Source organism: Pseudoalteromonas sp. H105 (genome assembly GCF_001469215.1).
Taxonomy (GTDB): domain Bacteria; phylum Pseudomonadota; class Gammaproteobacteria; order Enterobacterales; family Alteromonadaceae; genus Pseudoalteromonas.
Genome location: NZ_LOFH01000014.1, coordinates 20327 through 44500 on the forward strand (window position 1 = coordinate 20327; position 24174 = coordinate 44500).

The following is a 24174-nucleotide window of genomic DNA, read 5'->3' on the forward strand; positions in this document are numbered from 1 at the left end:
TGTATGCAATTTTATTGTTTTGCTTTTAAGGTCAAATTTCTAAAGTCAAAACTAAAGTCCGTCACCGCTGTTGAGACTGCTCGCATTTTTGCCTGCTCTACGCGGTTTTTAGCACTCATATCAAACGTAATATAGGCATCCGCTTCCAGTAGCTTCTCATCCCACTTTACAATAAACGTATTACCAGTGTAATGCTCAAGCTGACCTTTTAAGCGCTTGGTATGGGTAAAATCAATACGTAATTTTCCATCTAACTCTTCCACAACCACATCGCCATACCAGTCATCATGAAGCGTTCCGGTATAATTGATAGCAGGTAACTGAGGTTGATAATCTGCAGGGGCTTCAGGAGACGCGGTTTGATACGCTTTTTGCTTACCCTCGAAGTGCTTTTTCGCCAACATTTCAACCCAATCTTTATCTTCAAGGTTAAGTGCGTCTTCAAGCACTTCATGTGTAATGGCCGACAGCGCACTGAATGCTTGTTGATTACTTAAGATAACGATGCCTAAGCTTTTCTCTGGCACCAAGGTAACCTGTGATACCATCCCTAGAATACCTCCACCATGGGCTAATTTTTTTACACCATGATAATCTTCAATACTCCAACCTAAGCCGTACCCCCTAAACTGCTGATGGTAGGCTTCATACGCACTTTTAGATGCTAAAGACGTAATGTGTGGATGCCACATTTGTATTTGCTGTTGCTCACTAAAGAGCTGCTCACCATTTGGCATTTTACCACCAGCAAGTTGAGTGCGTAACCACTGACTCATATCACTGACACTCGAAGCAATGGCGCCTGCGCCCCTAAAATCCTCTAGGTAGTTCACAAAAAATGGGTGTAGTTTGCCATCCATAGGAATATGACCCGTCGCCCAGTTTTTATTACTGCGTGGAATGCGTGAAAAACCGGCTCGCGAGTTATTCATATTTAGCGGCTGTAGCATGTTTTTTTCAATGTAGTCGTTCCAGCTCATACCAGAAACACGGGCAACGACTTCACCAGCGGTCACAAACATTAAGTTGTTATAGGCATATTTACTGCGAAAACTACTTGCCGGCTTTAAATACTTTAAACCTGCTAAGATTTCTTCTATCGATTTATCGGTATCAGGCCAAATCATCAAGTCACCTTGACCTAACCCTAAGCCACTACGATGGCTTAATAAATCACGAATCGTCATTTCACGAGTCACATAAGCATCATACAAACGAAATTCAGGCAAATGGTCGATGACCTTGTCATCCCAGCTTATTTTGTTTTCATCAACCAGTTTGGCTAACGCCGCAGCGGTAAAAGCTTTTGTATTTGACGCTATACCAAACAGCGTGTTTTTGTTTACTTTACTACCCGTGTCCAAGTGAGTAACACCAAACCCTTTCGCAAATACTACTTTATCATTTTCAACAACAGCCACCGCCATGCCTGGTACATCAAAGCGTGCCATAGATTTTTTAATAACTTGATTTAACTGTTCAGTATTAACTTGTGCTTGGGCACAAAACGATAAACCCGTTAACAGTGTTGCTGCGATGGCTAATCTTTTCAATTTCATAACATTCCTTGGCGTATTTTTTATTGTTGATGTATGGCAAACTCAATAGCTGCGCGTGCTTTATCGCTATCTTGGCAAGTAGACCTAGATTTAATGTTTTCACTGTACGCATTTGGTAGTTCAGCTTCAAGCGCACCGCGATGAACGTGCTCTATGTACCAGTCATAAGGTAGGATTGATGCATCTGTGGTGTTTGCAATATAACAATGTGCGGTTATTCGCTCGCCATTTAACAACGTCACTTCGATATCAGCGCAATCGTAGCGTGGCCCTTCAATGTCATCGAGTATGGCTTTCTCACTCGCGGTTAACTGATACACAACCCCATAAACCAGGGCTCCTTTTTCGTTGCTCTGTTCAATGCTGCATTTACCCGACCCATCTAAGCTAAGCATATCAAAGGTTAGCTTATACCCCGCTAATGTAGCGGTACCAATACGCTTCACTTCAGGGAGTCGCGCAAGTAAACGCTTTGATGACATGTTTGACCCAAACGAAAAGTTATAAAGTGTCATAATTATTTACTCCTATAAAACTACGCGTAATGCTAATGCGATTAAAACCACGCCTATACCACGGTCGAACCAATAACCACTTTTTTTAAAAAATCCTCGTACGGCAGACTTTGATAACACTAATGATAAAAACGAAAACCAAACCCACGTTGCAACAGCCATATACACTCCGTAACCTGCTTGCACTAACAAGGGTGTTGTTTGACTGATCACCAAAGTAAATAACGACATAAAGAATAGTGTTGCTTTAGGGTTGAGTGCATTCGTTAAAAAGCCACGACGAAACGCAACCCAAACAGGCTCCTCACTTTGGATTTGAGGTACTTCTTCGCGCAAGTTGTCTGCGGGCTTAGCGCTTCGGAGTGCTTGAAATCCTATGTATGCCAAATAAGCGCCTGCTAAGTATTTTAACGCCATAAAGACAGTCGGTGATTGAGCTAACAATACCGCAACCCCCAATAAGCAGTAACCCACATGAAGTAAAATCGCTAAGCCAACACCAAAGCTAGTCCATAGCGCATTACGCCGACCATGTTGGATGCTTTGTTTAAGTACAATTGCAAAGTCGGGACCTGGGCTTGCTACCGCAAAAAAGTGTGCTAACGCTATGAGGATAAATTCATCTAAATAATTCAAATTGTTATCCGGCCTTTTTTTCGTCTAACGCGAGTAAAAGTGGGTTTGCAGTTTCATTTAAGAGTGCCTTTATTTCTTTTTGCGCTTTCTTAAATTGACTGCGCAAGTGTGGCTTAAGGTGCTTTTTAGAGTCATTGTGGCCTTTAAAGTGACATATTAAAGCGTGCATAAATAAGGTTTGTGATTCAGTTAATGCAGCTTGTCTATTCGCGTAAGGGTTATAGCACGACCCGCAGCCACCTTTAAACTGGTAAACCGTATTACTCATCATCACACCAAACCCTAAAAAGCACGCAAGCGCATCACTGGCCTGTGGTAAGAACTCTTTACCACCTGGCGGTAACACACCAACATGGTGGATCATGATCGTTGCCAATGTGCCAGCAAAGCTCGCCACTAAATCCTGTGGTTGATTTATTTGATTTGGATTAAACGACACATTAATTAAATGTGGCGGCGCAACGATTAACGTACTGTTTGGCGAACGCAATGTGTCTGTAAATTCAAAATGCGGAAACACTTGTGGCCGAAGCTGCGCAGGTCCAACAAGTTGAATCGGCCACGCTTGCATCCCCGCATAACCTACAACACGTTGAAATACCTTGCTAGCCATTTCTTCAATGCTTGATACAGGATCTGGAAAACATTGATGATTTGGTAAAACCAACTGTGTTTTATTAATAAAAAACTCACTGTCAAAATGCTCAACAGCCCACACAAACGTATCAATTAACCATTGTTGCTCTTGCGCGTCTAACAACGGTTTAGATTTAAATAACGCTAACATAATCAACTCTTAATATTATTGTTGGGTACTTGCCCATTGCCATGCCTGCGTATTATAAAGCGGCACAGTCGATAAAGCATGATGATGACTCCCTGTCGATTCTTTGGTTGAATACGACAGATATAATAAAGACCGTGTTTGTGCATCATAAATTCGACGTACTTTTAACGATTTAAATAAAATACTTTTTGATGATTTAAAAACAATTTCACCAGACTTGCTTCGGTCAATGTCAACTAACTGCTCTGCTGTAATAGGGCCTGTTTGACGGCATGCAATCGACATGTCCGACGGATCTGAAAAATCTAAATTCGCTTCAATGTGACTAATGTGGCATGTCACTCCTGTTACCAACGGGTCTTGTTGTGAAACTACTTTAATATCTTTTGTCGTGAATAACCCTAAACTCACTGACGCAGCATCGTCTGAGCACCCAACCTGCATGGCCGAAAGCACGACAATTCCTACCACATTTAAAAGTTTCATACCCTTTCCTTTTAATTCAAATTTAACGAGCTTTATCGCATTTATGTGTTATATCCAAGCTGAATATTGAGGTAGCTTGGGTACATATGGTTACATTTTTGTGATTGCTATGTTTCAATAATAACTTAAAAATTCTTCAACAACGAGATGCATGACGATGAAAAAAGCCCTAATCCCCCTGTGTTTTTTTGCAACCAATGCTTACGCAATAGATGATTACTCCATCAGTGTTTATGCTGGACAAAACTTTAACCAATCACTTGAAACTAAGGAATCAATCGAAGTAGAACTTAAAGATAATCATCATCTTGCTCTGAGTATCGATCGTAATATTGATAAAGCCCGATATGGTTTTTTCTATTCTAAGAGTAAAAATGACTTTTCAACCGAGGCCGATAAACACGTCACCATGCAATACCTCTTATTTCAGAGCGCTGTAGAGGTTCCAATAAGCAATCACTTTAATGGCTATGTGGGGGCTCAGTTAGGTGCCAATTACGTGCAAACCAACTTTTCAGCCAACGATGTGTTTTTTGCTAGTGGGCTGTTTGGAGGCGTTGAATACTTGTTTAGTGACCAAGTTCGTATATTATTTGAAACCCGTTGGCTGGCAACTATAGTTAACAACGACAGTGTTATAGATTGCACATTACCTGCAACCAAGAATGAGCAATGCCTATGGCATTTTGACGGGGATGTTCTTAATCAATTTCAAACCAGTCTTGGATTTACTTTCCGCTTTTAAGGAGTGTGTAATGCCTCATATTGTAATTGAACATTCTGAAGATTTACCTGTGCTACCACAAGTTCTGGTTGAAAAAGTACACCTAGCCACTTTCGAAAGTGGCTTATTCGAACTCGATACAATTAAAACTCGCGCAATCGCCTATACCCACTATCAATTAGGAAATGGCAAAGAAGGGTTCATTCATGTCAGCGCACATATTATGCAAGGGCGTTCGCCATTACAGAAGCAACAACTCAGTGAGCACTTATTAGCATGCTTAAAGCAGTATTGTAGAGAGTCAGATAGCTTGAGTGTCAACATTAATGATATGGATGAAGCAATCTACCGTAAATGTTAGCAAATTAACCTGCTAGACTGTGTGTTACTAAGGTAAATGCTCTGCCTGAATGCGCTTTATATCTATCTGGGGCGACTTGTATGATGTATAAACCAACCAATCAAGTTGTGGAATATACGTTAACCCTGATGAACGACTAAAGGCACGTTCAGGTAAGCGCATAACATCGCGATGTTGCTTAGTCGCAAGGTCGTATACACTCAGCCGATAATCACCTTGATGCACATTAAAATAAAATACCCTATCAGACTCGTTACCTTTTCCTTGAGCGTAATGCCAAGCAAAGCGATTAGATAAATTGATCGCCTCGACTAATACCAACTCTTCCCCCGTATCGTGATGTTTGATCCACAACTGAGTGGCGCTTTGATTTGCAAAAATAAGATCTCGCTTAACCGTTTCAATTGCATAATTCGCTGGCTGCTCTATTACCTTTCCTAAGTTTTCACCGCGTAAATTGAGGCGGTACACATACCCATTGTTAGATACCAGTACGCTTTGATTATCAGCCGACCATGCTGGCTTCCCATAACTATCAAAGCCACTTTGCAAAGGCGCACTGTTTAATTGCTTTTGAAAGTCATAAATAAACAGCTGACTTTTGCCTTCACTATTCGCGGTGTAAGCAATATAACGGCCATCATAAGACCACACGGGATGATACACACTAGCTTGTAAGCTACTTAATTGCTCTCGGTTAGTGCCATCAGGGTTAGCAACCCACAATTCAGTATTTCCTGATTCATTTGAAACAAACGCTACCTTGTTTTGTGCTTCATTATAATCGGCATAGCGCATATTAAAATGCGTCGATAAAACAGGGAAAGGCGAACTCACTATTGAGTCATTTACTTCTATACGCATCAAAGCGGAGTCAATATACCATTGATGAAAATAGAGGTTCCCTTTAGCAGTGAACTCAGGATAGCTTAACCCTTTTACCTTCATATCCGTTACAGTGTGAGTATCTAAGTTGTAAAAATACCCTCTGCGCTCATCTTGCTTTATCGCTGAAAAAACCAATTGGCTTTTAAATGGGTGCCAAGCAACACCACGAATATCAACAAAACCTGAGGTAAGCACTCTTGCATCCCCAGAAATAACATCTATTAAATAGAGGTTTTCACTCCCTGTTGGTAAGTTGCGCGAAACAACGAGCTGCTTTGCATCAGGAGAGAAAATAACGGACTCATCATTAAAGTGACACTCGCCACTGCATGGAATTTTTTTTATGCTTGCTTTGTCTGACGTTAAATCAAGAATATTAAGCTCTGTTTTAACCCCTCCATGACTTGGTACCTGACTAATAAAAACCAACTCAGTCCCTGCCGAGTTAATATCAAGATCTGTCGGACTACTTGCAGGGCAAGGTGCTAACACGCTAATTTCACCCGTTGCAATTGTATGCTCTACAATCTCACACGCCTTTGCAGTGATGCGACGATAGTAATAAAGACGCTGAAAGTCTGGACTAAAAACGGTGCGCCCTTCCACATAGTCTGTATTAGTTAGCGCTTTCATCGCTTGCTCAGGAGAGAATAGGTCCCGTAAATATAAATTCGTCGGCTTACCTGGTCTACGCCAAGAATACGCCATAAAGTGCTCATCATTCGAAACAGCAGGGTACAGCTCTCTACCAGGCCGTGTGGTGACCGTTTCAATATGATCAGTAAGCGGAAGCAATTGCGTTATCTGAGACGCTTCTTTATGAACAAAAAACCAGTGTTGACTAGCCCAAAAACTGGCTAGAAAGGCACTAAATAATGTAAATAGAGCCACTCTAACCGGTGAAAATAATGCCGTTTTTTTCTGCTCAAGCTCAGCAGGCTCAAGTGAGCTTGGCGCTATTGCTAATCGATATCCTTTTTTTCTAAGGGTTTCAATATAAGTATTGTTAGGGTCAAGCTCTTTAAAAGATTTTCGGAGGTGCCAAATCGCATTGGTTAATGCTTTTTCTCCAACAAAATAATTACCATCCCATACCTGGTCTATCAATTCTTCACGCGTTATTGCCTGCGGATAATGCGACGCTAAAACAGACAGTAATTCGATAAACTTAGGCTGCAAAACCACTTCAACATCCGCATATGTCAGCTTATTTTCAAGCACAGAGACATGACACTGATCTAATAAAAACGGTTTTTTAGTATTCATAAATGACAACAAGCACCTAATTCAGAAGTCTAGAAGGATAACCTTATAGTTAAACAAAAAGCAAAAACATGGGTTTAAGGTAAAGAATATTAAAACAAGAATCAAGCAATATAAAAACACAACACATTGTTTTTAAATGAATAGATATTAAATAGATGTAAAATAGGGATATAAACGAGACACCTCTCATTGTACTTTGATTCACGATTTCATAAAACATGTAACGAATAAAGCCCACCCGCTACTGCGTTAGAAACATGCTTTGAACTGCCCTTCAACAGGTTAACGCAGTAGCTTTTATAAAATCAAAAAGTAAGGGAAATCTGTGAGCACCATATCAACAAGAAAATGTGTTTTGGCACTTGCCATAACAGCAAGCTTTTCAAGCCACACTATTGCAAATACCGCAGAAATAGAGAGAACATCAACGAACAAACAAATCAATGAAGCCGCCCCTGAAGCGCCAGAAAAAATCGTTGTCACTGGTTCTCGTCTAAAAAGAGACAGTTTTTCAATTGCGACACCACTTGTCACTATGGATAGAGATGCAATTGAAGACACAGGTCTCACTAACTTAGCTGATATTCTGGTTGAAAATATGCCTGCTTTAACTGAAAGCATTGGTAATACAACCAGCCAATCGAGTGTATCTGTGACGGGTTTATCAACTATTCAACTGCGTGACTTAGGTGCGAACCGTACCTTAACATTGATCGATGGCCGACGCGTTGTCTCAAATAGCTACAGCGGTAACTATGTTAGTTTAAACACCATTCCCAGTGGAATGGTTGAACGCGTTGAAGTGATCAGTGGCGGCGCCTCAGCCACCTATGGTGCAGATGCCGTTGCAGGTGTAGTAAACATCATTACCCAATCTAAAAAAGAAGGGTTTGATTTTAAAGCACGTGCTGGTGAAACCACTGACGGTGGCGGTAAAGAATTCACCCTAGATTTGAATTATGGTGATTCATTTGCAGATGACAGAGGCTATGCCTACCTCAGTGTAAATTGGGATCGTGATTTTGGTATGAGCTTTTATGACCGAAAACGCGCCCAAATAGAAGATTCATATTCATACGATGATGATAAGATGTGTAATCAGATGCGAACAGCATCTGGCCTACAATGTATGCGTGACATCACCCAAGCTGACTGGGTAAGCAAAAGCGATGGTACTTTAGGGGGAGTATTTTTAGAGAACAGCCGCAACGACACCCAATTTTGGTATGACGGCCAAACGCTTCGTGATGACTGGAAAGGCAACGAAGAAATTTACGGTATTAATTCAAACCAATACGTTAAGCTTGATGTACCGAGTGATAACTTTTCTACAGCCATTAAAGTTGATTTTGATTTAACCGACGACATCATGTTGTATGGCCAAATTCAATACAGTGACAGCGGCTCATTTAATGATAAGTCACCTGAAGATGAATATGAAAGTGCTTACGTTCCACGTTTTGACCCAGTAACTGGCGCACCTGCTGGTGATGTTAGACCTGGCTATATTCCACTTGATAACCCCTATGTACCGCAAGAAATTTTAGATGCAAACCCTTATAAAGATCGTATTTATTGGGATCGCCGCTTTGGTGAAGTGGGTAACATCAACACTGACAACAGCAGAAAGACCATCCGTAGTTGGGCAGGCCTTCAAGGTACTGTATTCAATAACGAGTGGGATTGGGATATATCAGCAAGCTATGGTCGTTTTACACAGCACCAAGAGCGTAACAACGAACTAAATACAGTAAAACTTAACCAAGCACTACAAGCAGAACAACTGGCTGATGGCACCATTCAATGTAAAGACGCAGATGCCCGTGCCGCAGGCTGTGTACCAATTAACCTATTTGGTGAAGGGTCTATTACCCCATCAATGGCGGATTGGATTCGTACAACACCGATTATAGATACCGAAATAGAACAATATGGCGTGGTAGGTTATATCTCTGGTGATTTATTTGAATTGCCAGCAGGAGCTGTTTCGGCTGTATTTGGTGGTGAATACCGTAAAGATTCACAAGACTTAAAAACCAGCGACGATATGAAAGCCGGTGGCATCACGTTTAACTACGTGCCAAACTTTTATGGCGAAGTTGACGTTTATGAAGCATTTGCAGAGCTCGCTGTGCCATTATTAAAGGATGCACCGCTAGCTAAAAACTTAAGTGCTGAAACCTCGCTGCGTTTAGCCAATTACAGCATGGAAAATGTAGGCACTGTTGCCAGTTATAAACTGGGTGTGTTTTGGGAGCCTATCAGTGGTTACGCATTTAGAGCTAACTATGCGCGCGCACAACGTGCTCCAACTATTACAGAACTTATGTCACCTGAACGGGGTGATTACGATAGCTACTCTGACATTTGTGATGGCCTAACCGCCACATCAACAAAACCAGGGCATGACAGCTGCCGACAGGAGCCTGCATTTAAAGCTTTACTTGCAGAGGATGCTAACTTTGCCTTTGAAGATGAAAACAACGCCTACTCCCCGGGTGCTGGTAACAGAGAATTGAAAGAAGAAACAGCTGATACCTATACGTTTGGTTTAACACTCGCACCTGAGTTTATCGAAAACTTTAGGCTCGCTGTGGATTACTATGACATAGCGATTGTTGATGCCATTTCAACCATAAGTAACGAAAACATTCTTCGCGAATGCTATGACTCGGATGTCTCATGGGGTGATGATAATGTTTTTTGTAATGACGTAACGCGTAATGATGAAGGTAACATCACTAAAATCTTACAACGCCAATACAACTTAGATGAACTCACTGCGCGCGGCTATGATGTGGTTGCTCAGTATAAATTTGATGTTGATGGCGTGGGATCATTTGCATTCAAAGCTGATTACAATCATGTAATTGAAAACTCACAGACTTATCAAAGTGATGATGGCAGCTATATCACAAGCCATTATGCGGGCTACGGTAGCAGCAAAGATAAAGCAACGCTTTCTTTAACATGGCGCAATGATGATATACGCGTGCGTTGGAGCACCAACTTCCTTGGTTCATTTAAAGCAAGTCAAAGCCTAGAAGAAGATTGGCAAGAGTATATGGCAGCGAATGACGAACGTTGTACAGCCCAAGAGGAAAGCTGTATCGCTAATCCTGAGCCATTGAAGTACCAAAACTATGGGTCGTTTATGAAGCATAATATATCAGCGTCTTATAGCATGAGCCTGCAAGAACAAGGTGATTTACGCGTATTTGGTGGCATAAAGAATGTATTTAACGACAAAGGAGCTTTCTACCCGTATGGCCGAGGTAACTATTACTCCGGTTATGGCGGTGGTAAAGGACGCTATGTTTACTTAGGTGCTCAATATAGTTTTTAACCATGGTTAATGCCCGTTAACCATACCCCTACTAGGTTGTTACCAAAGGCGCGCTTCATTAGAACGTGCCTTTTTTCTATTCCCAATACTGCATTTCAACTAAGCGTGATGCTGTTCTGGCGAACTCAAAGGCGAGTTTTTTTCCTTGATATAACTGCTCAATATGCGCGTGAGCGCTGAGCACGAGTAATGTGCCACGGTCGTAAAACTCATCCACAAGGGCAATGAACCGCCGCGCTTCGTCATCTAAATAATGGTCGTTGTGTGCTTGATGTTCCCGCTGATAGCTATCCTCAATACCATGCACAATTCTTTTTGATGTCACCCCTTGCCCCATTACAGGAATGTTTACTACATATATCCGCGAATAACTGTTTGCTAATTCAATATAATCATAAGTACTGCGCGTACCTGAACACAGCGCCATAAAATCAAACATAATTGCTTTTTTATTGTGCATCAAATAAGGTACAGAACGCCCTAGGATAGTTAAGGCCTGATTGTGAGTCGTGGTATTGTCGCCACTGAATTTTTTAAACTCAGCCATGCTTTTATCTAAACTATGGGGGTAAATGAAGTAGTTTAATTGGCGACCAAACCGAAATCGATGATCGCGATCTCCTGCCACATCAATAACATGACAATGACTTTCTAAAAGGGCGATACACGGTAAAAACCGAGCACGTTGTAACCCATTAAAATACAACTGCTGTGGGTGACAGTTTGATGTAGCAACTAACACCACGCCTTGCGCTAATAATGCATCAAATAATCCAGACATGATCATGGCATCGCCAATATCACTGACAAAAAACTCATCAAAACACAACACACGGATTTTTTTAGCCCATTGTTTAGCAATAATCAGAAGTGGGTTTTTACTCCCTTGTAAACTGTTGAGTTGGCAATGTATTTGCGCCATGAAATGATGAAAATGCACGCGTTGTTTATTGTCAATCGGGAGTTGCTGATAAAATAAGTCCATCAGCATTGATTTTCCTCGCCCCACTGGGCCATATAAATAAACCCCTTTACGCTGTGGTTTAGCGTGCCACCAAGATGGCTGATGTGTTAGCGTTTCAGCAAGCAGCTGCAATGCATTAACCGCCAGTAATTGCGCCCTATCCTGTTGCAATTTACCGGCATTTAATTGCTGATTATAAGAGGCTAATATTTGTATCTGTGACACTGTCATGGTGGCTTACTATCGGCTATACTCGCCGCCATTGTAGCCGACTGAAAATGTGAACCCAATGAAATTCCCTTGCCGTTTAGATAAATTTATTAGCCACCTTGCGCAAATTCCTCGCAGTAAAGCAAAAGCTGCAATAAAGCAAAAAAAAGTAATGGTTAATGAGCATGTTATCACCGCGTTTGATCATGCGATCGTTCAAACTGATCTGGTGTTATTAAATGGCAAACCACTCACTTATTTAGGTAAACGTTATTATATGCTCAATAAACCTGTGGGTTATGTTTGCGCGAATATCGATGAGCTACACCCCACCGTTTTTGATTTACTGGACGAGCCTAATATGAATGATTTTCATGTTGCAGGGCGATTAGACATTGATACTACAGGCTTAGTACTCATCACCAATGATGGCGATTGGTCGCATAAAATCACTTCGCCCAAGCACAATAAGTTTAAAACTTACCTAGTCGAAACCCAAGAGCCGCTTACTGAAACTGCACTTGAGCAATTACGTCAAGGCGTACAATTACATAATGAGAAAGACCTAACTCGCCCTGCCATGGCAGAGCTATTAGCAAGCTACAGTTTGCGCCTCTCTATCAGTGAGGGTAAATATCATCAAGTGAAACGCATGCTTGCCGCAGTAGATAACAAAGTTGTTGAATTGCATAGAGAAAAAATAGCAAATATCGAACTTGATAGCGCACTTTCAAGCGGTGAATACCGCCAACTCACCGCCGCTGAAATCATACTCTAGGTGTGTCTATTGTGGAACTTGAGCAAATATCACGTCCAAAACCTATACTATTGTTAATTATAACTAACAACTGGCCGATAAACGTGGTAGAAATTTAAGGTCATAAAAAATAATAAGGGGCTTACCATGCTGTCTGGTTTGGCATTAAGAACGAAAATCATCCTATTTGCAGGAGCTATGTTCATAGCACTCAATGCAATTGCATTACTCGGCTTACAGTCACTGCGCCATGCCAGTGAGAGCGATAACATTGCACGTATCAACCAACTCATGAAAAGCACAACTAACATCGTCGAACAATTCGAGCTGCTCGCTAAAACAAAGCAACTCTCACAGCAGCAAGCACGCGAATTTGCGACGCAGATGTTACGTGAAAATAAATACCACGATTCTGAATACGTTTATGTTGTGAACGACAAGCTCGATTTTATTGCCACGCCTCATGACCCCCAACTGCATGGCACCAGTTTCAATGATTTTCAAGATGCCAACGGTAATAGCATTGGCCGTATGGTAGAGTCATTAGTCGGCAACCAAACCAATAAAATTATAACGTATCACTGGGACTCTGTGCGCGATGGTGAAACAGTCGATCTAACCTCCGTAGTTCAAAAAACGCCTTACTTTGGCTGGTACGTTGGCACTGGCATAAGCGCTAAAGAAGTCAACGCACGCTATTGGGATACAGCAAGTTGGCTGCTTGGGCTGTCATTAATTATTGCCATTGTGCTAACGATTGCGATTGCTCGCTTTGGTATATCTTTAAGTAACGCACTCGGTGGTGAAGTAAATCAAGTTATTGAAATAGTAAAGCAAGTATCAAGAGGTAATTTAGACTCTCATATTCGCAGCGATGCACCGCCTGAGAGCATCATTGCAGCAATGCAATACATGCAGCAAGGCTTACGCGGCGTTGTAGGTGGTATTAAAGGGGTCACTGACAGCCTTAAAAGTCAAAGTGTTGATAATGAATCTCGCTCGGTAGAACTCGATAAATTAACACGTAGCCTCAACGAAGAAACGCACATGGTTGCGTCAGCCATTACCGAGCTAACAGCTTCGGCACAAACCGTTGTCGAGCATGCAGAGCAAGCTGCACACTCCGTTCAAGAAGCCGAAAACCAGGGGCAAAGTGCTACGCATTTAACCACAGAGGCTGCGGACACCATTGTGCTTCTAGAGAAGCAAATTGACAGCGCTGGTAATAACATTCAACTTCTTGATGATGAAGTAAATAATATTGCAAATGTACTCAGTGTTATTCAAAGTATTGCTGAGCAAACGAATCTACTCGCGCTTAACGCTGCCATTGAAGCCGCACGGGCTGGGGAGCAAGGAAGAGGCTTTGCAGTTGTGGCTGATGAAGTACGCCAACTCGCCCAACGCACGCAAACCAGTACAGAAGAAATTCGCAATATGATTGGCAAACTTCAAACCGCAACTCAAGAAGCTAAAACATCAGTTAATTTAAGTATTAGCACCAGTGAACAAACCGTTGCTAAGTCAAAAGATGCCAGTGAAGAGTTGCAACGTGTCGCATCATCACTCAGTGCTATTGCACAAATGAGCCACCAAATCGCTATTGCCGCTAAAGAGCAACTCGATGCCGGTGAAGATACGGCTAAACGCATCGTGACAATTTCAGATACGGCTTCTCAAACAGCCAATGTCTCTCATCAAGCGCATGCTGCCACTGATTTAATTAAAGGATTAACGAGTGATTTAGAGGCCGAAACCGGCAAATTTAAATCTTAATCATCGACTTCCCTCAAAAGCCCGTACTCGTTTGCGGGCTTTTTTATTACGCCTTCAATTACGACTTTATTTGCACTAAATCAAAATCAGCAAGACCCGGTACTATCATTTGTAAGCGCGATTCTGTTATATCTAACGAATTTAAACACTCACAATACTCTGATGCTTTTTCTTCTAATTGGTGTGCTTTCTTTTGTAATGACTTATCGATTTCTTTAGAAATGATGTCCATCCGCTGACCCATGTCATTGATACGGTCTTCGATATTCCCTTCACGCGATTTAAATGCATCTCCAAGTGAAACTAAAATCGCTCCTAGTGAACCATGCACAGCTGAGTGAATTTTTTTACTGATCTCTTCGGTAAAGAAATCATCTATTTTAGACAATGACTGTGGCGCAATAAAAAAGAAGTCATCACCGCGTTTAAACTTGTCCATCAAGGCGCGTTCAACATATTGCAACTGTGTTTTAAGCACTTCAGGTTCTTTATCTGACATCCCCTCGACAACTTGCTCAATGGCACTCAGGCCTAAATTGACGCCGTCAGTCGCAAGCTCAACAAGCTCAGGAACAGTATCACGAATGCCTTTACTGAACTGTTCAAGCACCAGACTTTCCTCCTTACTTAAATCAATCCAATAGCCTCGGATAAATAACTGATTATTATTATTTATTTGTACCCGTGTTTGGCCTTTATCGACAATTCGAATAACATCATCAGTAATAATAAGACCATGGCTGAGTTCAACCTCACATTGGGCTTGAGCAAAGGCAAAGGTAGATGAAAGTGCTAAAGATAACGCCAATATCGAGCGAGATAAAAACGCCATAAACACCTCAAAAAGACTAAAAATGGAAGGCGAGTAGGTTAACAAAAAACCATTTTTATGCAAGCGAAACCGCCAAGGCTCTAGGTTTAACTCCCTAGAGCCTATAGCAGGTTATTAAATGGGTGAACCAGGTGGAATTGGCAGCACTTTAAAGTTTGATGGCCATTGACCTGACACTAAAAATTGCTTTATTTGCTCAGATAAATACTGCTTAAATGCACTTTCACCAACACTCACATTGCCAAGTAGCGAATGCTGTTGGTAGTCATCACTTAATTTAGCAAGGTAATAACGTAATTGAGCTTGCACTTCAGGATCCATGTCACTACTTACAACGAGATCAGCGAACTGCTTTGCCGTTAACAGTTGCACGCGCTGATTTATCTTAGCCGCCATTCCTGTTTGTTGCATTCCCTCAAATACGTGACTGTAAACCTGGGCAAGCATTTCATCCAACGAGAAAAACTCACTGCTACGCGCTTGTTGCTGCGCGAGACGATTTAAGCGCTGACTATTGAGTATTAACGTTAAACTGTGATTTGCAGCCACCTCTGGTAATGCCATTGCATCGAGTGTTAACCCCGTACGGCCGACAATACTCTCACGACTTTTTGACTCACCATACGCCTTAGGTGGGATCAACGCCAAAACGCTCTCTGGCAAAACGAGGTTTTCAGCTTTTAACGTACTTAACATAGCGGTGAGCGCTTGCTGCTGTATTGATTTACTCACCACTTGAGCGCCTTTTACGGCCTCATCACTGCGTACTTCGTAGTCATAATCAACACCGGCAATCAATTTAACAACTGACTCAACTTGGTAACGGTGAAATAAATACAAAGGCACCAGCATTTCTTCAAGTTGAGATAAAGCCGTTCCTGTTTTTATATTCTTGATACCAAAATTAGCCAGTGCGTATTTGCGCACCTCAAGTACACGTGTTAACTCTTCACTCGGTGATGTGCCATTATCCCAAAGATGGGCTGTAGGGTGAGCGCCGCCTTTAGGGCGGGCGTCGCTATCAGAGATAAACTCCAACCCTTTAGCTTTATTTTGCGCCAAAATAGCTGCAAGCTCCGCGCTTTCATCAAAGCCGGTAAAATCACTGTAGCCATATTTAATGACCTGTGTATCCCATTGCCCCATGCCATGCGCATAAGCACGGCTAACATCAAGCTCACCTTTATCGTTAAAGCTTAATAACGGGTGTGGGTAGTCCATCACTGACGCTCTATCTGCTACCGACGCTGAGAAGTTATGTGCAATGCCTAGAGTGTGACCAATTTCATGGGCGCTGAGCTGGCGAATGCGATCTAGTGCCATCGCTTGCAAAGTTTTAGTCACTTCATTTCCGCTTAAGTACGGCGCTGCGAGTGCTTCAGCAATTAAAATATCTTGGCGCACACGTAACGAGCCTAAAGTAACATGACCTTTTAAAATTTCCCCTGTCCGAGGGTCAATTACTGAACTACCATAAGACCAACCACGGGTAGCCCGATGCACCCATTGAATGACGTTATAACGGATATCCATCGGATCTGCGTTGTCAGGCAATACTTTAACAATAAAGGCATTTTTATACCCCGCTGCGGCAAAGGCATCGTTCCACCATTGTCCACCTTCGAGTAAAGCCGTTTTAACAGGTTCTGGTACACCTGGGTCTAAATAATATGTAATCGGTTTTACCGGTTCACTAATTGGTAATGAAGGATCTTTTTTAGCAAGGCGGTGGCGTGGAATATACCGCACTAACATTGAATCACTCAACGGCGCTGCGTAATCTTTATGCTCAATGCTCCAGTAACCTGATTGTGGATGAAAAGCGCGCGGTGTATAACCATCATCAGGTAACTCAATGAATGAGTGGTGCATATGCACTGTCAACGCATAAGGGTCTGCGCTGACTTGGCGGATATACTTACCCGGTTTGCTCCCTTTAAAGGTAAGCACCGCTTCAAGCTCAGTGTTTTTCATAAAGGCTTTAGAACGCGGCATATAAACTGCACTGCGGCTTTCATCTAAACTAAAGCTACCTTGTTTACGAGCCGCGAGGGTGCGGCTAACACCGTGAACATCGCTCAGTAAGTACGGGGTATAATCAATTAAAACAGCTTGTGGGCTTTGTGCCACTACTTTAAAACCCGCTAAAATACTTGACGCAAACGCCTCTTGAATACTTTTTTGCTCAGCCTTATTTGTTGTATTAGCACGGTAATACGTGTTGATTGCTCTGAGCATCACTTTATCGCCAAAGCGCTCAAACTGCACTAAATGTGTATTGCCTAACTGACCACGGTCGAGGCCAATATCATTCGAACCAACACCGTATGGTAAGCTTTGTTGCAGTAAAAATTGCTGCTCAAGTTTATCGACTTTTAAATAGACCTTGCCATTACCTGTATCGTAAAAGAATGAAAAATAGCCAGGAAAATGATTCATTTGTGCAGTAAAATCATTTATAGACTTAATTGCTGCGTGCGCTTGGGTTATCATAGTCAGCAACACAGTAAAGAGTATGTAACGTATCAATGGTATTTTTTGCATAATCTTATCTTTGTTATTCGCGTTTTAAATAAGCTTGAAGGTGGTTCTAGTATAGGATATCAGCTTTAAAATACAGTTATTTAAGACGAAATTCAGCGCTAGCTTTGATGATCCCTCTCACCCTATGATTATCATGGCCTTTAACGTTATCAGGAAAATAGAATGCGTAGACTACCCCCAGTATTACTTGAAGACGGTTGCCCGAGAGAGTTAATCTCGTTAATAAGAACGATTTTAGCTGCGTGCAAAGAAATTTCGTTCCGTGTAGGTCAAGGTGCATTATCGGGCGTGCTTGGTTCAACACTGGATGAGAACATTCAAGGTGAAACACAAAAGAAACTTGATGTGTTAACCAACCAATTATTAAAAGATATTTTACTGGAATCAGGCTACGTTAAAGCGATTGCTTCTGAAGAAGAAGACTACACCGTAGCAGGCAACCCAGATGCAAGCTACATTGTGGCATTTGACCCATTGGATGGCTCATCAAATACAGATATCAACTCATTAGTCGGCACTATTTTCTCAATTATGCGAGCACCTGAAAATTCAGACGCTGCGGATGAGCGCATTTTTATGCAACCGGGTAAAAACCAAGTAGCAGCAGGTTATGTACTTTATGGCCCTTCAACGGTGCTTGCACTAACAACGGGTAAAGGTACGCGCTTTTTCACGCTTGATAAAACACATGGTACATTCTTATTAACTGAAGACTTCGCTAAAGTACCTGAAGAGACAAGTGAATTCGCTATTAACGCATCAAACCAGCGCCATTGGCAGCCTGCTATGCAAAATTACATAAACGACTTATTGGCGGGTGAAACTGGCCCACGAGCTCGCAACTTTAATATGCGCTGGATTGCGGCCATGGTCGGTGATGTGCATCGTGTATTATGCCGTGGCGGTTTATTTACGTACCCTACTGACACTAAAGATCCAAATAAACCAAACAAACTACGTTTGCTTTATGAAGCAAACCCAATGGCGATGTTAATTGAACAAGCTGGCGGAATCGCTTCGACTGGTACTGAGCGTATTATGGATATTCAACCTGATGCTATCCACCAACGCGTAGCTGTTATTTTAGGCTCTAAGAACGAAGTAGAAACCTGCTTGAACTACCATAAGTAGCTCTCAGCTCTCTTATCTCAAAAATAAAGGCCATGTTTGTTAAATCAAGTATGGCCTTTATTTTACCGGGACCAAATCATCAGATCACTAAAATGACGGCTGACAGCTAAATTTTCAATAACTTAACCAACTTTGCCACTTTATCTTTATCTAATTCGCCCATTTGTTCACTATTACTCAAAGCGTAAATAACACCTTCAACAGCGCTGTAATCAATGTCGCTTCTTGATTCTATGACATTAGCCCAAAGCTCAAGATCATCTAAATCGATTTCGCCAGCAAGACAACGTTTAAGTACATCAAGTAGATTTTCGAGCGTTAAAATATAGCACGGGATCGGTTCAGCTTCGCCACCTGAAATAATAATACTAATTGCTTGATCCTTATTTTGACCAAAGGTGACAAATTCAGCCAGCGCTTGTGCTCTATTCATATTTGTTTATCTGTTATTCTAGTTGCCAATAAAAACGAAAAGCATAACCAATGACTCAATTAGCCTGTTCACAATGCCATGCAGCACTGACTTGTAATGTCGAAAATATCAATGCATGTTGGTGTAATCAATTACCCACTATTTTACCGCTTGATGACTCAACCACCAGCTGTTTATGCAAAGAGTGTACGTTAGCTAAAATCAATCAGTTCTTAGCTACCTTGTACAAGCAATCTTTAAAAGAGCAACTGACTTTTGCTAAACGCTTTAAGAGCAGTTCAAATCTAATAGAAAACCTCGATTATGAAATGCAGAACGGCTATATGGTATTCAGTCGTTGGTTTTTCTTGAAGCGTGGAACCTGCTGTAAGAACAATTGTAAGAATTGTCCTTACAAGCGTTAAGCATAGCGACATTTCACTAAACATAAAAACGTGCGAAAAGCACTTAATCTATAAGCAGTCAGCGAGTGTCAGCATGTTACAACTAATTCATTATAACTATGCGCGCTTAGGGCAAGGGCCGGTTTCGATGGGGAGTTCATCTCGTGCGCCCCACTCACTCCACGAACCGTCATAAACGTGTAAATCTTGATAACCACATTCCTCAGCAAACAAGGCTAATATGCATGCGGTTACCCCAGAACCACAACTAAATTGCAGCTGAGTTTGTTGATCAACAACCGTAGCGAAGGCCGCTTTAATTTGCTCAATTGATTTAGCTTCTCCGTTATCAAGTAACTCAATAAACGGCAATGAAAGGCTGTTGGGGATATGACCACTGCGCATACCCTCACGAGGCTCCGCCATCTCACCCGTGTAACGCTTATAACCTCTCGCATCAAGCATTAATACATTATCATCATCAATGCCATTAAACACCGCCGCAGCATCAATGAAATAGTCGGACCTTGGCTTAGCAGTAAAGCTCCCTTTGTGATGGTTATGACTATATTCGACTTGAGTTAGGTAGCCCAAAGACTGCCATTTAGTTAATCCACCACTGAGTACTTTAACATTATCAAACCCCATTGCCTTGAACATCCACCACCCGCGAGCAGAGCTAAACAGGCCTTGGTCTTCATATATGACAACCAGCGAGTCGTTATCTACTCCCATTGATTGCATTTGCTCAGCGAATTGCTGAGGACTACACATAGTGTGCGACAAGCCACTGGATAAATCAGCGAGCTGCTTTTTAAAATCAAACCGCTGTGCGTTTGGGAGTTTAGCATTCGGTTGATATTGACCAGACTGTCCTGGGCGCACCATACCCGCATCAAAGATAACGAGTTTTGAATCGTTTATGTGTTCGTTCAACCACTGGCATGTGACGATGTTGTTCATTGTGTTCCTTTACTTTATTTACTTGCTGAGAAAACGCATCGAGGCCGAGCAAACGCTTCTCAACAGCTTCAACATGATCTTTAGAGCAATCTTGCCATCTTCCTTGAACAGAGTAAACATGCTTTAAATAGCTAAAAAACTTATCTTTTAAATGTGAATCTACTTGCCAACCTTGCGTTATTTGCGAGAGGTGTTTACTTAACGCTTGCTCATTAGATGCATGCAATACTAAACCGTCAATGTTATAACATGCCTGCCCGAGAGTGATCACACGCTGTGCCATTAACAGCGCTTCAATACCAACGGTAGAGTTAATCGTGATTACTGCTTGTGCATTTTCTATTAAATCAGCCGTCGCATTACCATTGGCAAATAGTGCTTGAGGGTGTTTTTTATATAGATGAGGATAATGTTTATGCCACGATGGATGCTCTTTAAACACCACTTTTAGACTCGGATCATTTAATGTCTCTATAGCCTCCATCACTTTATCATACAGTGCTTCCATAGAGTGTATCCAAGGCGAGTAGCTAGCAATTTGCGTATCATGGGGCACTTGAAATGGCACAAAAATATACCGAGCTGGTAACTGACTTTGCACAAACTGCTTACGCTTTTTGTGATTGGCTCTAGGAGTTAATTCAGATGCATGAATATTAATATGATCAGGTAATTCAAAATTTAAATAAAACTCACGATCACGCTTGATTGACGATGCAAAGTTTACACCTTGGGGGTCTAAACAACTCGTGTTAGGCAACAGTCCGTTCTCATAATAAAAAACATTGATGCCTAGCCTTTTAGCTGCCTTAACAACCGTTATATTAGGCAGTTTATTGCCATTCCAAATAACTAAATGGGTCGGTTTTTGTTGTTCAAATAAGGCTAAGTATTTGGCATAACGGCAGCACTCAGTGATATTCAAAAAAAAAGCATAAGGCATAGCAAGTATACGATTGTTCCATACGCTATTTTTGGCTTGCTTACGTTTTATCTGAGTGGCAATGATATCGTCAAAAGACGTATTGAGTGCTTGGGGTATGTATTTTAAAGCGCTAAGCATTGGCTTGCCAAAAATGTGCATGCTGGCACTAATGTTTAGCTGAGAAATTAGTTTTTTATAATAACGGGCGTGTACATTACGCCGGGATACAAATAGAAAGTGCATAATGGGCTTATACCAATATTTATAGGTTTAATATAAATACTAAGCCGCCTATGTGACTTAACCATGACCAATTTATGGCAGTTTTATTCTACTGTAGGATCCTTTGATTAATTTATTTTACCGTCATAAAACTGTATCATAGATTTTGACTGTGATATGCGGAGTGTTTCCCTCTCACAACTTACCCATTTTCTATTTTCAGTCTTAAAGTGATGCTTCATGCCTAAACATTATTTATTTTACGTTGAACAAGCCTACAGCTTTGCAATATTGCGCCCTATCCAAGATGCAATAATAGAAAATGGCGATAAAGTCTGCTGGTATATTACAAAACGAAGTGGAATCACTGAAGGGTTATTACCCACAGAACAGCAACTCCATAGCGTTGACGAAGTGAAACAGTTTAATCCTCGCGCCGTGTTTGTGCCAGGTAATGTAGTTCCTGACTTTTTTCCTGGCGCCAAAGTACAAGTGTTTCATGGCTTAGAGTATAAAAAGAAAGGGCACTTTGGTATTCGTGGTTTTTTTGATTTGTACTGTACTCATGGCCCTTTGACAACAGAACCCTTTAATTTATTAGCTCTGAAACATCATCACTTCAAAGTTACTGAAACCGGCTGGCCTAAGTTAGACCCTTACTTTAGCTATGATAAACCAAACAATGTAAAGCCAGTGATCTTATACGCGCCGACTTTTTCACCCAACCTTACATCTTTAGTCTCTTTATTTGAGCATATCAAGACATTGGCAAGCACAGGCAACTACCTCGTAAAGTTAAAGTTTCACCCAAAAACAAAATCAGAGTGGCAGGCGCTTTACCAGCAACTACAGAACCTTGCGCATTTTGAAATATGCACAAGTGATAATTTAATCCCGCTAATTCAGCAGGCTGATATTGTTATTTCTGACACGTCCAGTGCAGTTGATGAATCTTTATTAATAGGTAAACCCGTGGTGACTTTTAATAATAGCCAACCACAAAACGCTTTAATTAACATCACCGAACCTGAACAGTTGGACGATGCGATACACCAAGCGCTAAATTTGAGCGAGCAGCAACAGCAAAGCATTTCTGATTACATTGCACAAGTTCACCCGTATACCGATGGCAAGAGCGCACAACGCGTGCTGGCGGCAACAGAAGAGGTTATAAATGCTGGACTGTTACCTAAGCCACTAAACCTATTGCGCCGTTATAAAATTCGTAAGGCACTCAACTACATGAAGTTATCTTGATGATTGGTAATGACTGCCGCTTAATGAGTTTAAGCATTTAGAGTAGACTGCACCGTACCACTTTAAATACGGACGCAGCGCCCACTAAATATGTTCTTCTAGATAATCAACGATACGATTGGTTGATAAACCATCAGTCCTTCCCGCGAGCTGCTTTATCAAAGCGGCCCTATTTTCTTTGAATGCCTCACTTTCTTTAGCGGCTTGTTCAATTTTTTCAGCGATTTGATTGTAATCCCTAGCAGGGTGACAAATTTCATTAAAGTAATGTATGTCATCATCTAATCGCTCTTTTAAACGAAACGAAAAGACTCCGCGATAGCTCCATCGTAATTTGTAAAAGTCACACCAGATAACAGGTTTGTCTAAGGCTGCGAATTCAAAAATTGCCGATGAGGCATCAGAAAGCATAATGTCCGAAACAGCTAAAAATGGAGTGAGATCAAATTGATTTGTATCGGCAATAAATACATTTTTGCTTTGCTTCCAGCGCGCTAATTTAACGCGTTGTTTTTTATAACGCGGCTTTGTTAACGAAAAGAAATGTGGCTTAATAATAATATTATATGCAGAAAAGTCATCTGCAAAGCCATCACTCATACACTCTATTGAGCTAGGGTAAAATGTAGGTGCATACAATAAAGTTGGTTTTTGGGGATCAAGGCCCAATGATGTTAACTGAATTCTTTCAACTGATTGATTAAACAGCGGGTCCAATTTAGCATACCCAGAGTCTACAAAGTTACCATTTGGATAGAGTGCTTCGAGGCGATTTTTTCTGTGCTCTCCCTCGACAAAACGCACGGTCATTCCTGCATTAGAAACGTCGTAATAACATTGTTTAGGTCCAATACCATGCTGCATCATGGCTGTTTTTTTATTTAATGCCTCACTTTGCGCAAATGCGTTGCCAAATATTATCCAATCTGCGTTACAATTTTGATAGAAATTAAATGCTTCATTCGTATTAGTTAACCAAACAGCTGTTACCTGGTTATCTTCTATAAACTGATTACAAATAGTGATGAGTGCAGCGTCTTGCGACTTATAAAAAACCAAAACACACTGATGCCCTTTCCCCGTTAGCTTTTTAATAACAGGTAAATATTGAGGTATATAATAAATATGTTGTACATCAAAATAAGCGAACATAAATTACATTTCATTAACGATAACAAAGACCATTGTACATAAACCAATGTGCCATTT

The 24174-nt window shown here is 41.3% G+C and carries 21 protein-coding genes; 8 read left to right on the forward strand and 13 right to left on the reverse strand.

The genetic code is table 11. The features are described from left to right. Positions 1 to 11: 11 nt before the first annotated feature. Genes ATS75_RS18180 through ATS75_RS18200 form a run of 5 tightly spaced genes read right to left on the reverse strand, consistent with a single transcriptional unit; the run spans position 12 to position 3983 of the window. A complete protein-coding gene (locus tag ATS75_RS18180; RefSeq protein WP_058561845.1) occupies positions 12 to 1559 on the reverse strand; it encodes a serine hydrolase in 1548 nt (515 codons plus the stop codon). Between the two features lie 20 nt (positions 1560 to 1579). Beyond that, complete coding sequence (locus ATS75_RS18185; protein ID WP_058561846.1) at positions 1580 to 2074, reverse strand: gamma-glutamylcyclotransferase family protein; 495 nt, start codon at positions 2072 to 2074, stop codon at positions 1580 to 1582. A gap of 12 nt (positions 2075 to 2086) precedes the next feature. Beyond that, positions 2087 to 2710 carry a LysE family translocator gene (locus ATS75_RS18190; RefSeq protein WP_058561847.1) on the reverse strand — a complete coding sequence of 208 codons (624 nt, stop codon included), beginning with the start codon at positions 2708 to 2710 and terminating at the stop codon, positions 2087 to 2089. A 4-nt stretch (positions 2711 to 2714) separates the two neighbouring features. Next, on the reverse strand, positions 2715 to 3497 hold the full coding sequence (locus ATS75_RS18195) for a hypothetical protein (RefSeq protein WP_058561848.1): 783 nt from the start codon (positions 3495 to 3497) through the stop codon (positions 2715 to 2717). Between the two features lie 15 nt (positions 3498 to 3512). Beyond that, positions 3513 to 3983 carry a CreA family protein gene (locus ATS75_RS18200; RefSeq protein ID WP_058561849.1) on the reverse strand — a complete coding sequence of 157 codons (471 nt, stop codon included), beginning with the start codon at positions 3981 to 3983 and terminating at the stop codon, positions 3513 to 3515. A gap of 151 nt (positions 3984 to 4134) precedes the next feature. On the opposite strand from ATS75_RS18200, the gene ATS75_RS18205 reads away from it, so the two are divergent. Both ATS75_RS18205 and ATS75_RS18210 read left to right on the forward strand, forming a co-directional pair. Then, positions 4135 to 4728: a hypothetical protein gene (locus ATS75_RS18205; RefSeq protein ID WP_152996247.1), complete on the forward strand. Its 594-nt coding sequence runs from the start codon at positions 4135 to 4137 to the stop codon at positions 4726 to 4728. A 10-nt stretch (positions 4729 to 4738) separates the two neighbouring features. Further along, positions 4739 to 5068 carry a 5-carboxymethyl-2-hydroxymuconate Delta-isomerase gene (locus ATS75_RS18210; RefSeq protein WP_058561851.1) on the forward strand — a complete coding sequence of 110 codons (330 nt, stop codon included), beginning with the start codon at positions 4739 to 4741 and terminating at the stop codon, positions 5066 to 5068. Between the two features lie 27 nt (positions 5069 to 5095). On the opposite strand, the gene ATS75_RS18215 is transcribed toward ATS75_RS18210, so the two are convergent. Beyond that, complete coding sequence (locus ATS75_RS18215; RefSeq protein WP_058561852.1) at positions 5096 to 7222, reverse strand: winged helix-turn-helix domain-containing protein; 2127 nt, start codon at positions 7220 to 7222, stop codon at positions 5096 to 5098. 325 nt (positions 7223 to 7547) lie between these two features. On the opposite strand from ATS75_RS18215, the gene ATS75_RS18220 reads away from it, so the two are divergent. Continuing rightward, positions 7548 to 10568: a TonB-dependent receptor plug domain-containing protein gene (locus tag ATS75_RS18220; RefSeq protein WP_058561853.1), complete on the forward strand. Its 3021-nt coding sequence runs from the start codon at positions 7548 to 7550 to the stop codon at positions 10566 to 10568. Positions 10569 to 10644: 76 nt separating this feature from the next. On the opposite strand, the gene zapE is transcribed toward ATS75_RS18220, so the two are convergent. Beyond that, positions 10645 to 11763, reverse strand: a complete 1119-nt coding sequence (gene zapE / locus ATS75_RS18225; protein WP_058561854.1) for a cell division protein ZapE — start codon at positions 11761 to 11763, stop codon at positions 10645 to 10647. 58 nt (positions 11764 to 11821) lie between these two features. Here zapE and rsuA point away from each other — a divergent pair, with 58 nt between their 5' ends. Both rsuA and ATS75_RS18235 read left to right on the forward strand, forming a co-directional pair. After that, a complete protein-coding gene (gene rsuA / locus ATS75_RS18230; RefSeq protein ID WP_058561855.1) occupies positions 11822 to 12520 on the forward strand; it encodes a 16S rRNA pseudouridine(516) synthase RsuA in 699 nt (232 codons plus the stop codon). 126 nt (positions 12521 to 12646) lie between these two features. Continuing rightward, positions 12647 to 14275: a methyl-accepting chemotaxis protein gene (locus tag ATS75_RS18235; protein ID WP_058561856.1), complete on the forward strand. Its 1629-nt coding sequence runs from the start codon at positions 12647 to 12649 to the stop codon at positions 14273 to 14275. Between the two features lie 58 nt (positions 14276 to 14333). Here ATS75_RS18235 and ATS75_RS18240 read toward each other — a convergent pair whose 3' ends face one another. Then, the gene (locus tag ATS75_RS18240; RefSeq protein ID WP_058561857.1) at positions 14334 to 15107 is read right to left on the reverse strand and encodes a YggN family protein; all 774 of its coding nucleotides are present in this window, start codon (positions 15105 to 15107) and stop codon (positions 14334 to 14336) included. A 114-nt stretch (positions 15108 to 15221) separates the two neighbouring features. After that, positions 15222 to 17651 carry a zinc-dependent metalloprotease gene (locus ATS75_RS18245; protein ID WP_058561858.1) on the reverse strand — a complete coding sequence of 810 codons (2430 nt, stop codon included), beginning with the start codon at positions 17649 to 17651 and terminating at the stop codon, positions 15222 to 15224. Between the two features lie 162 nt (positions 17652 to 17813). Here ATS75_RS18245 and ATS75_RS18250 point away from each other — a divergent pair, with 162 nt between their 5' ends. Next, positions 17814 to 18782, forward strand: coding sequence for a class 1 fructose-bisphosphatase (locus ATS75_RS18250; RefSeq protein ID WP_058561859.1), 969 nt, complete (start codon positions 17814 to 17816; stop codon positions 18780 to 18782). A gap of 106 nt (positions 18783 to 18888) precedes the next feature. Here ATS75_RS18250 and ATS75_RS18255 read toward each other — a convergent pair whose 3' ends face one another. After that, on the reverse strand, positions 18889 to 19215 hold the full coding sequence (locus ATS75_RS18255) for a hypothetical protein (protein ID WP_058561860.1): 327 nt from the start codon (positions 19213 to 19215) through the stop codon (positions 18889 to 18891). Between the two features lie 50 nt (positions 19216 to 19265). Between ATS75_RS18255 and ATS75_RS20235 the strand changes: the two genes are divergently transcribed. Then, positions 19266 to 19619 (forward strand): DUF5522 domain-containing protein, encoded by a 354-nt coding sequence (locus ATS75_RS20235; RefSeq protein ID WP_082665521.1) that lies wholly within the window; start codon positions 19266 to 19268, stop codon positions 19617 to 19619. 96 nt (positions 19620 to 19715) lie between these two features. On the opposite strand, the gene ATS75_RS18260 is transcribed toward ATS75_RS20235, so the two are convergent. Continuing rightward, positions 19716 to 20561: a sulfurtransferase gene (locus tag ATS75_RS18260; protein ID WP_058561861.1), complete on the reverse strand. Its 846-nt coding sequence runs from the start codon at positions 20559 to 20561 to the stop codon at positions 19716 to 19718. Continuing rightward, the gene (locus ATS75_RS18265; RefSeq protein WP_235591208.1) at positions 20494 to 21624 is read right to left on the reverse strand and encodes a capsular biosynthesis protein; all 1131 of its coding nucleotides are present in this window, start codon (positions 21622 to 21624) and stop codon (positions 20494 to 20496) included. Before ATS75_RS18265 ends, ATS75_RS18260 begins: the two co-directional genes overlap by 68 nt. Positions 21625 to 21948: 324 nt before the next feature. Between ATS75_RS18265 and ATS75_RS18270 the strand changes: the two genes are divergently transcribed. Next, positions 21949 to 22965: a UDP-N-acetylglucosamine 2-epimerase gene (locus tag ATS75_RS18270; RefSeq protein ID WP_058561863.1), complete on the forward strand. Its 1017-nt coding sequence runs from the start codon at positions 21949 to 21951 to the stop codon at positions 22963 to 22965. A gap of 84 nt (positions 22966 to 23049) precedes the next feature. Here ATS75_RS18270 and ATS75_RS18275 read toward each other — a convergent pair whose 3' ends face one another. Then, entirely contained in the window at positions 23050 to 24117 is a 1068-nt protein-coding gene (locus ATS75_RS18275) for a CDP-glycerol glycerophosphotransferase family protein (protein WP_058561864.1), read from the reverse strand. Between the last annotated feature and the right edge of the window lie 57 nt (positions 24118 to 24174).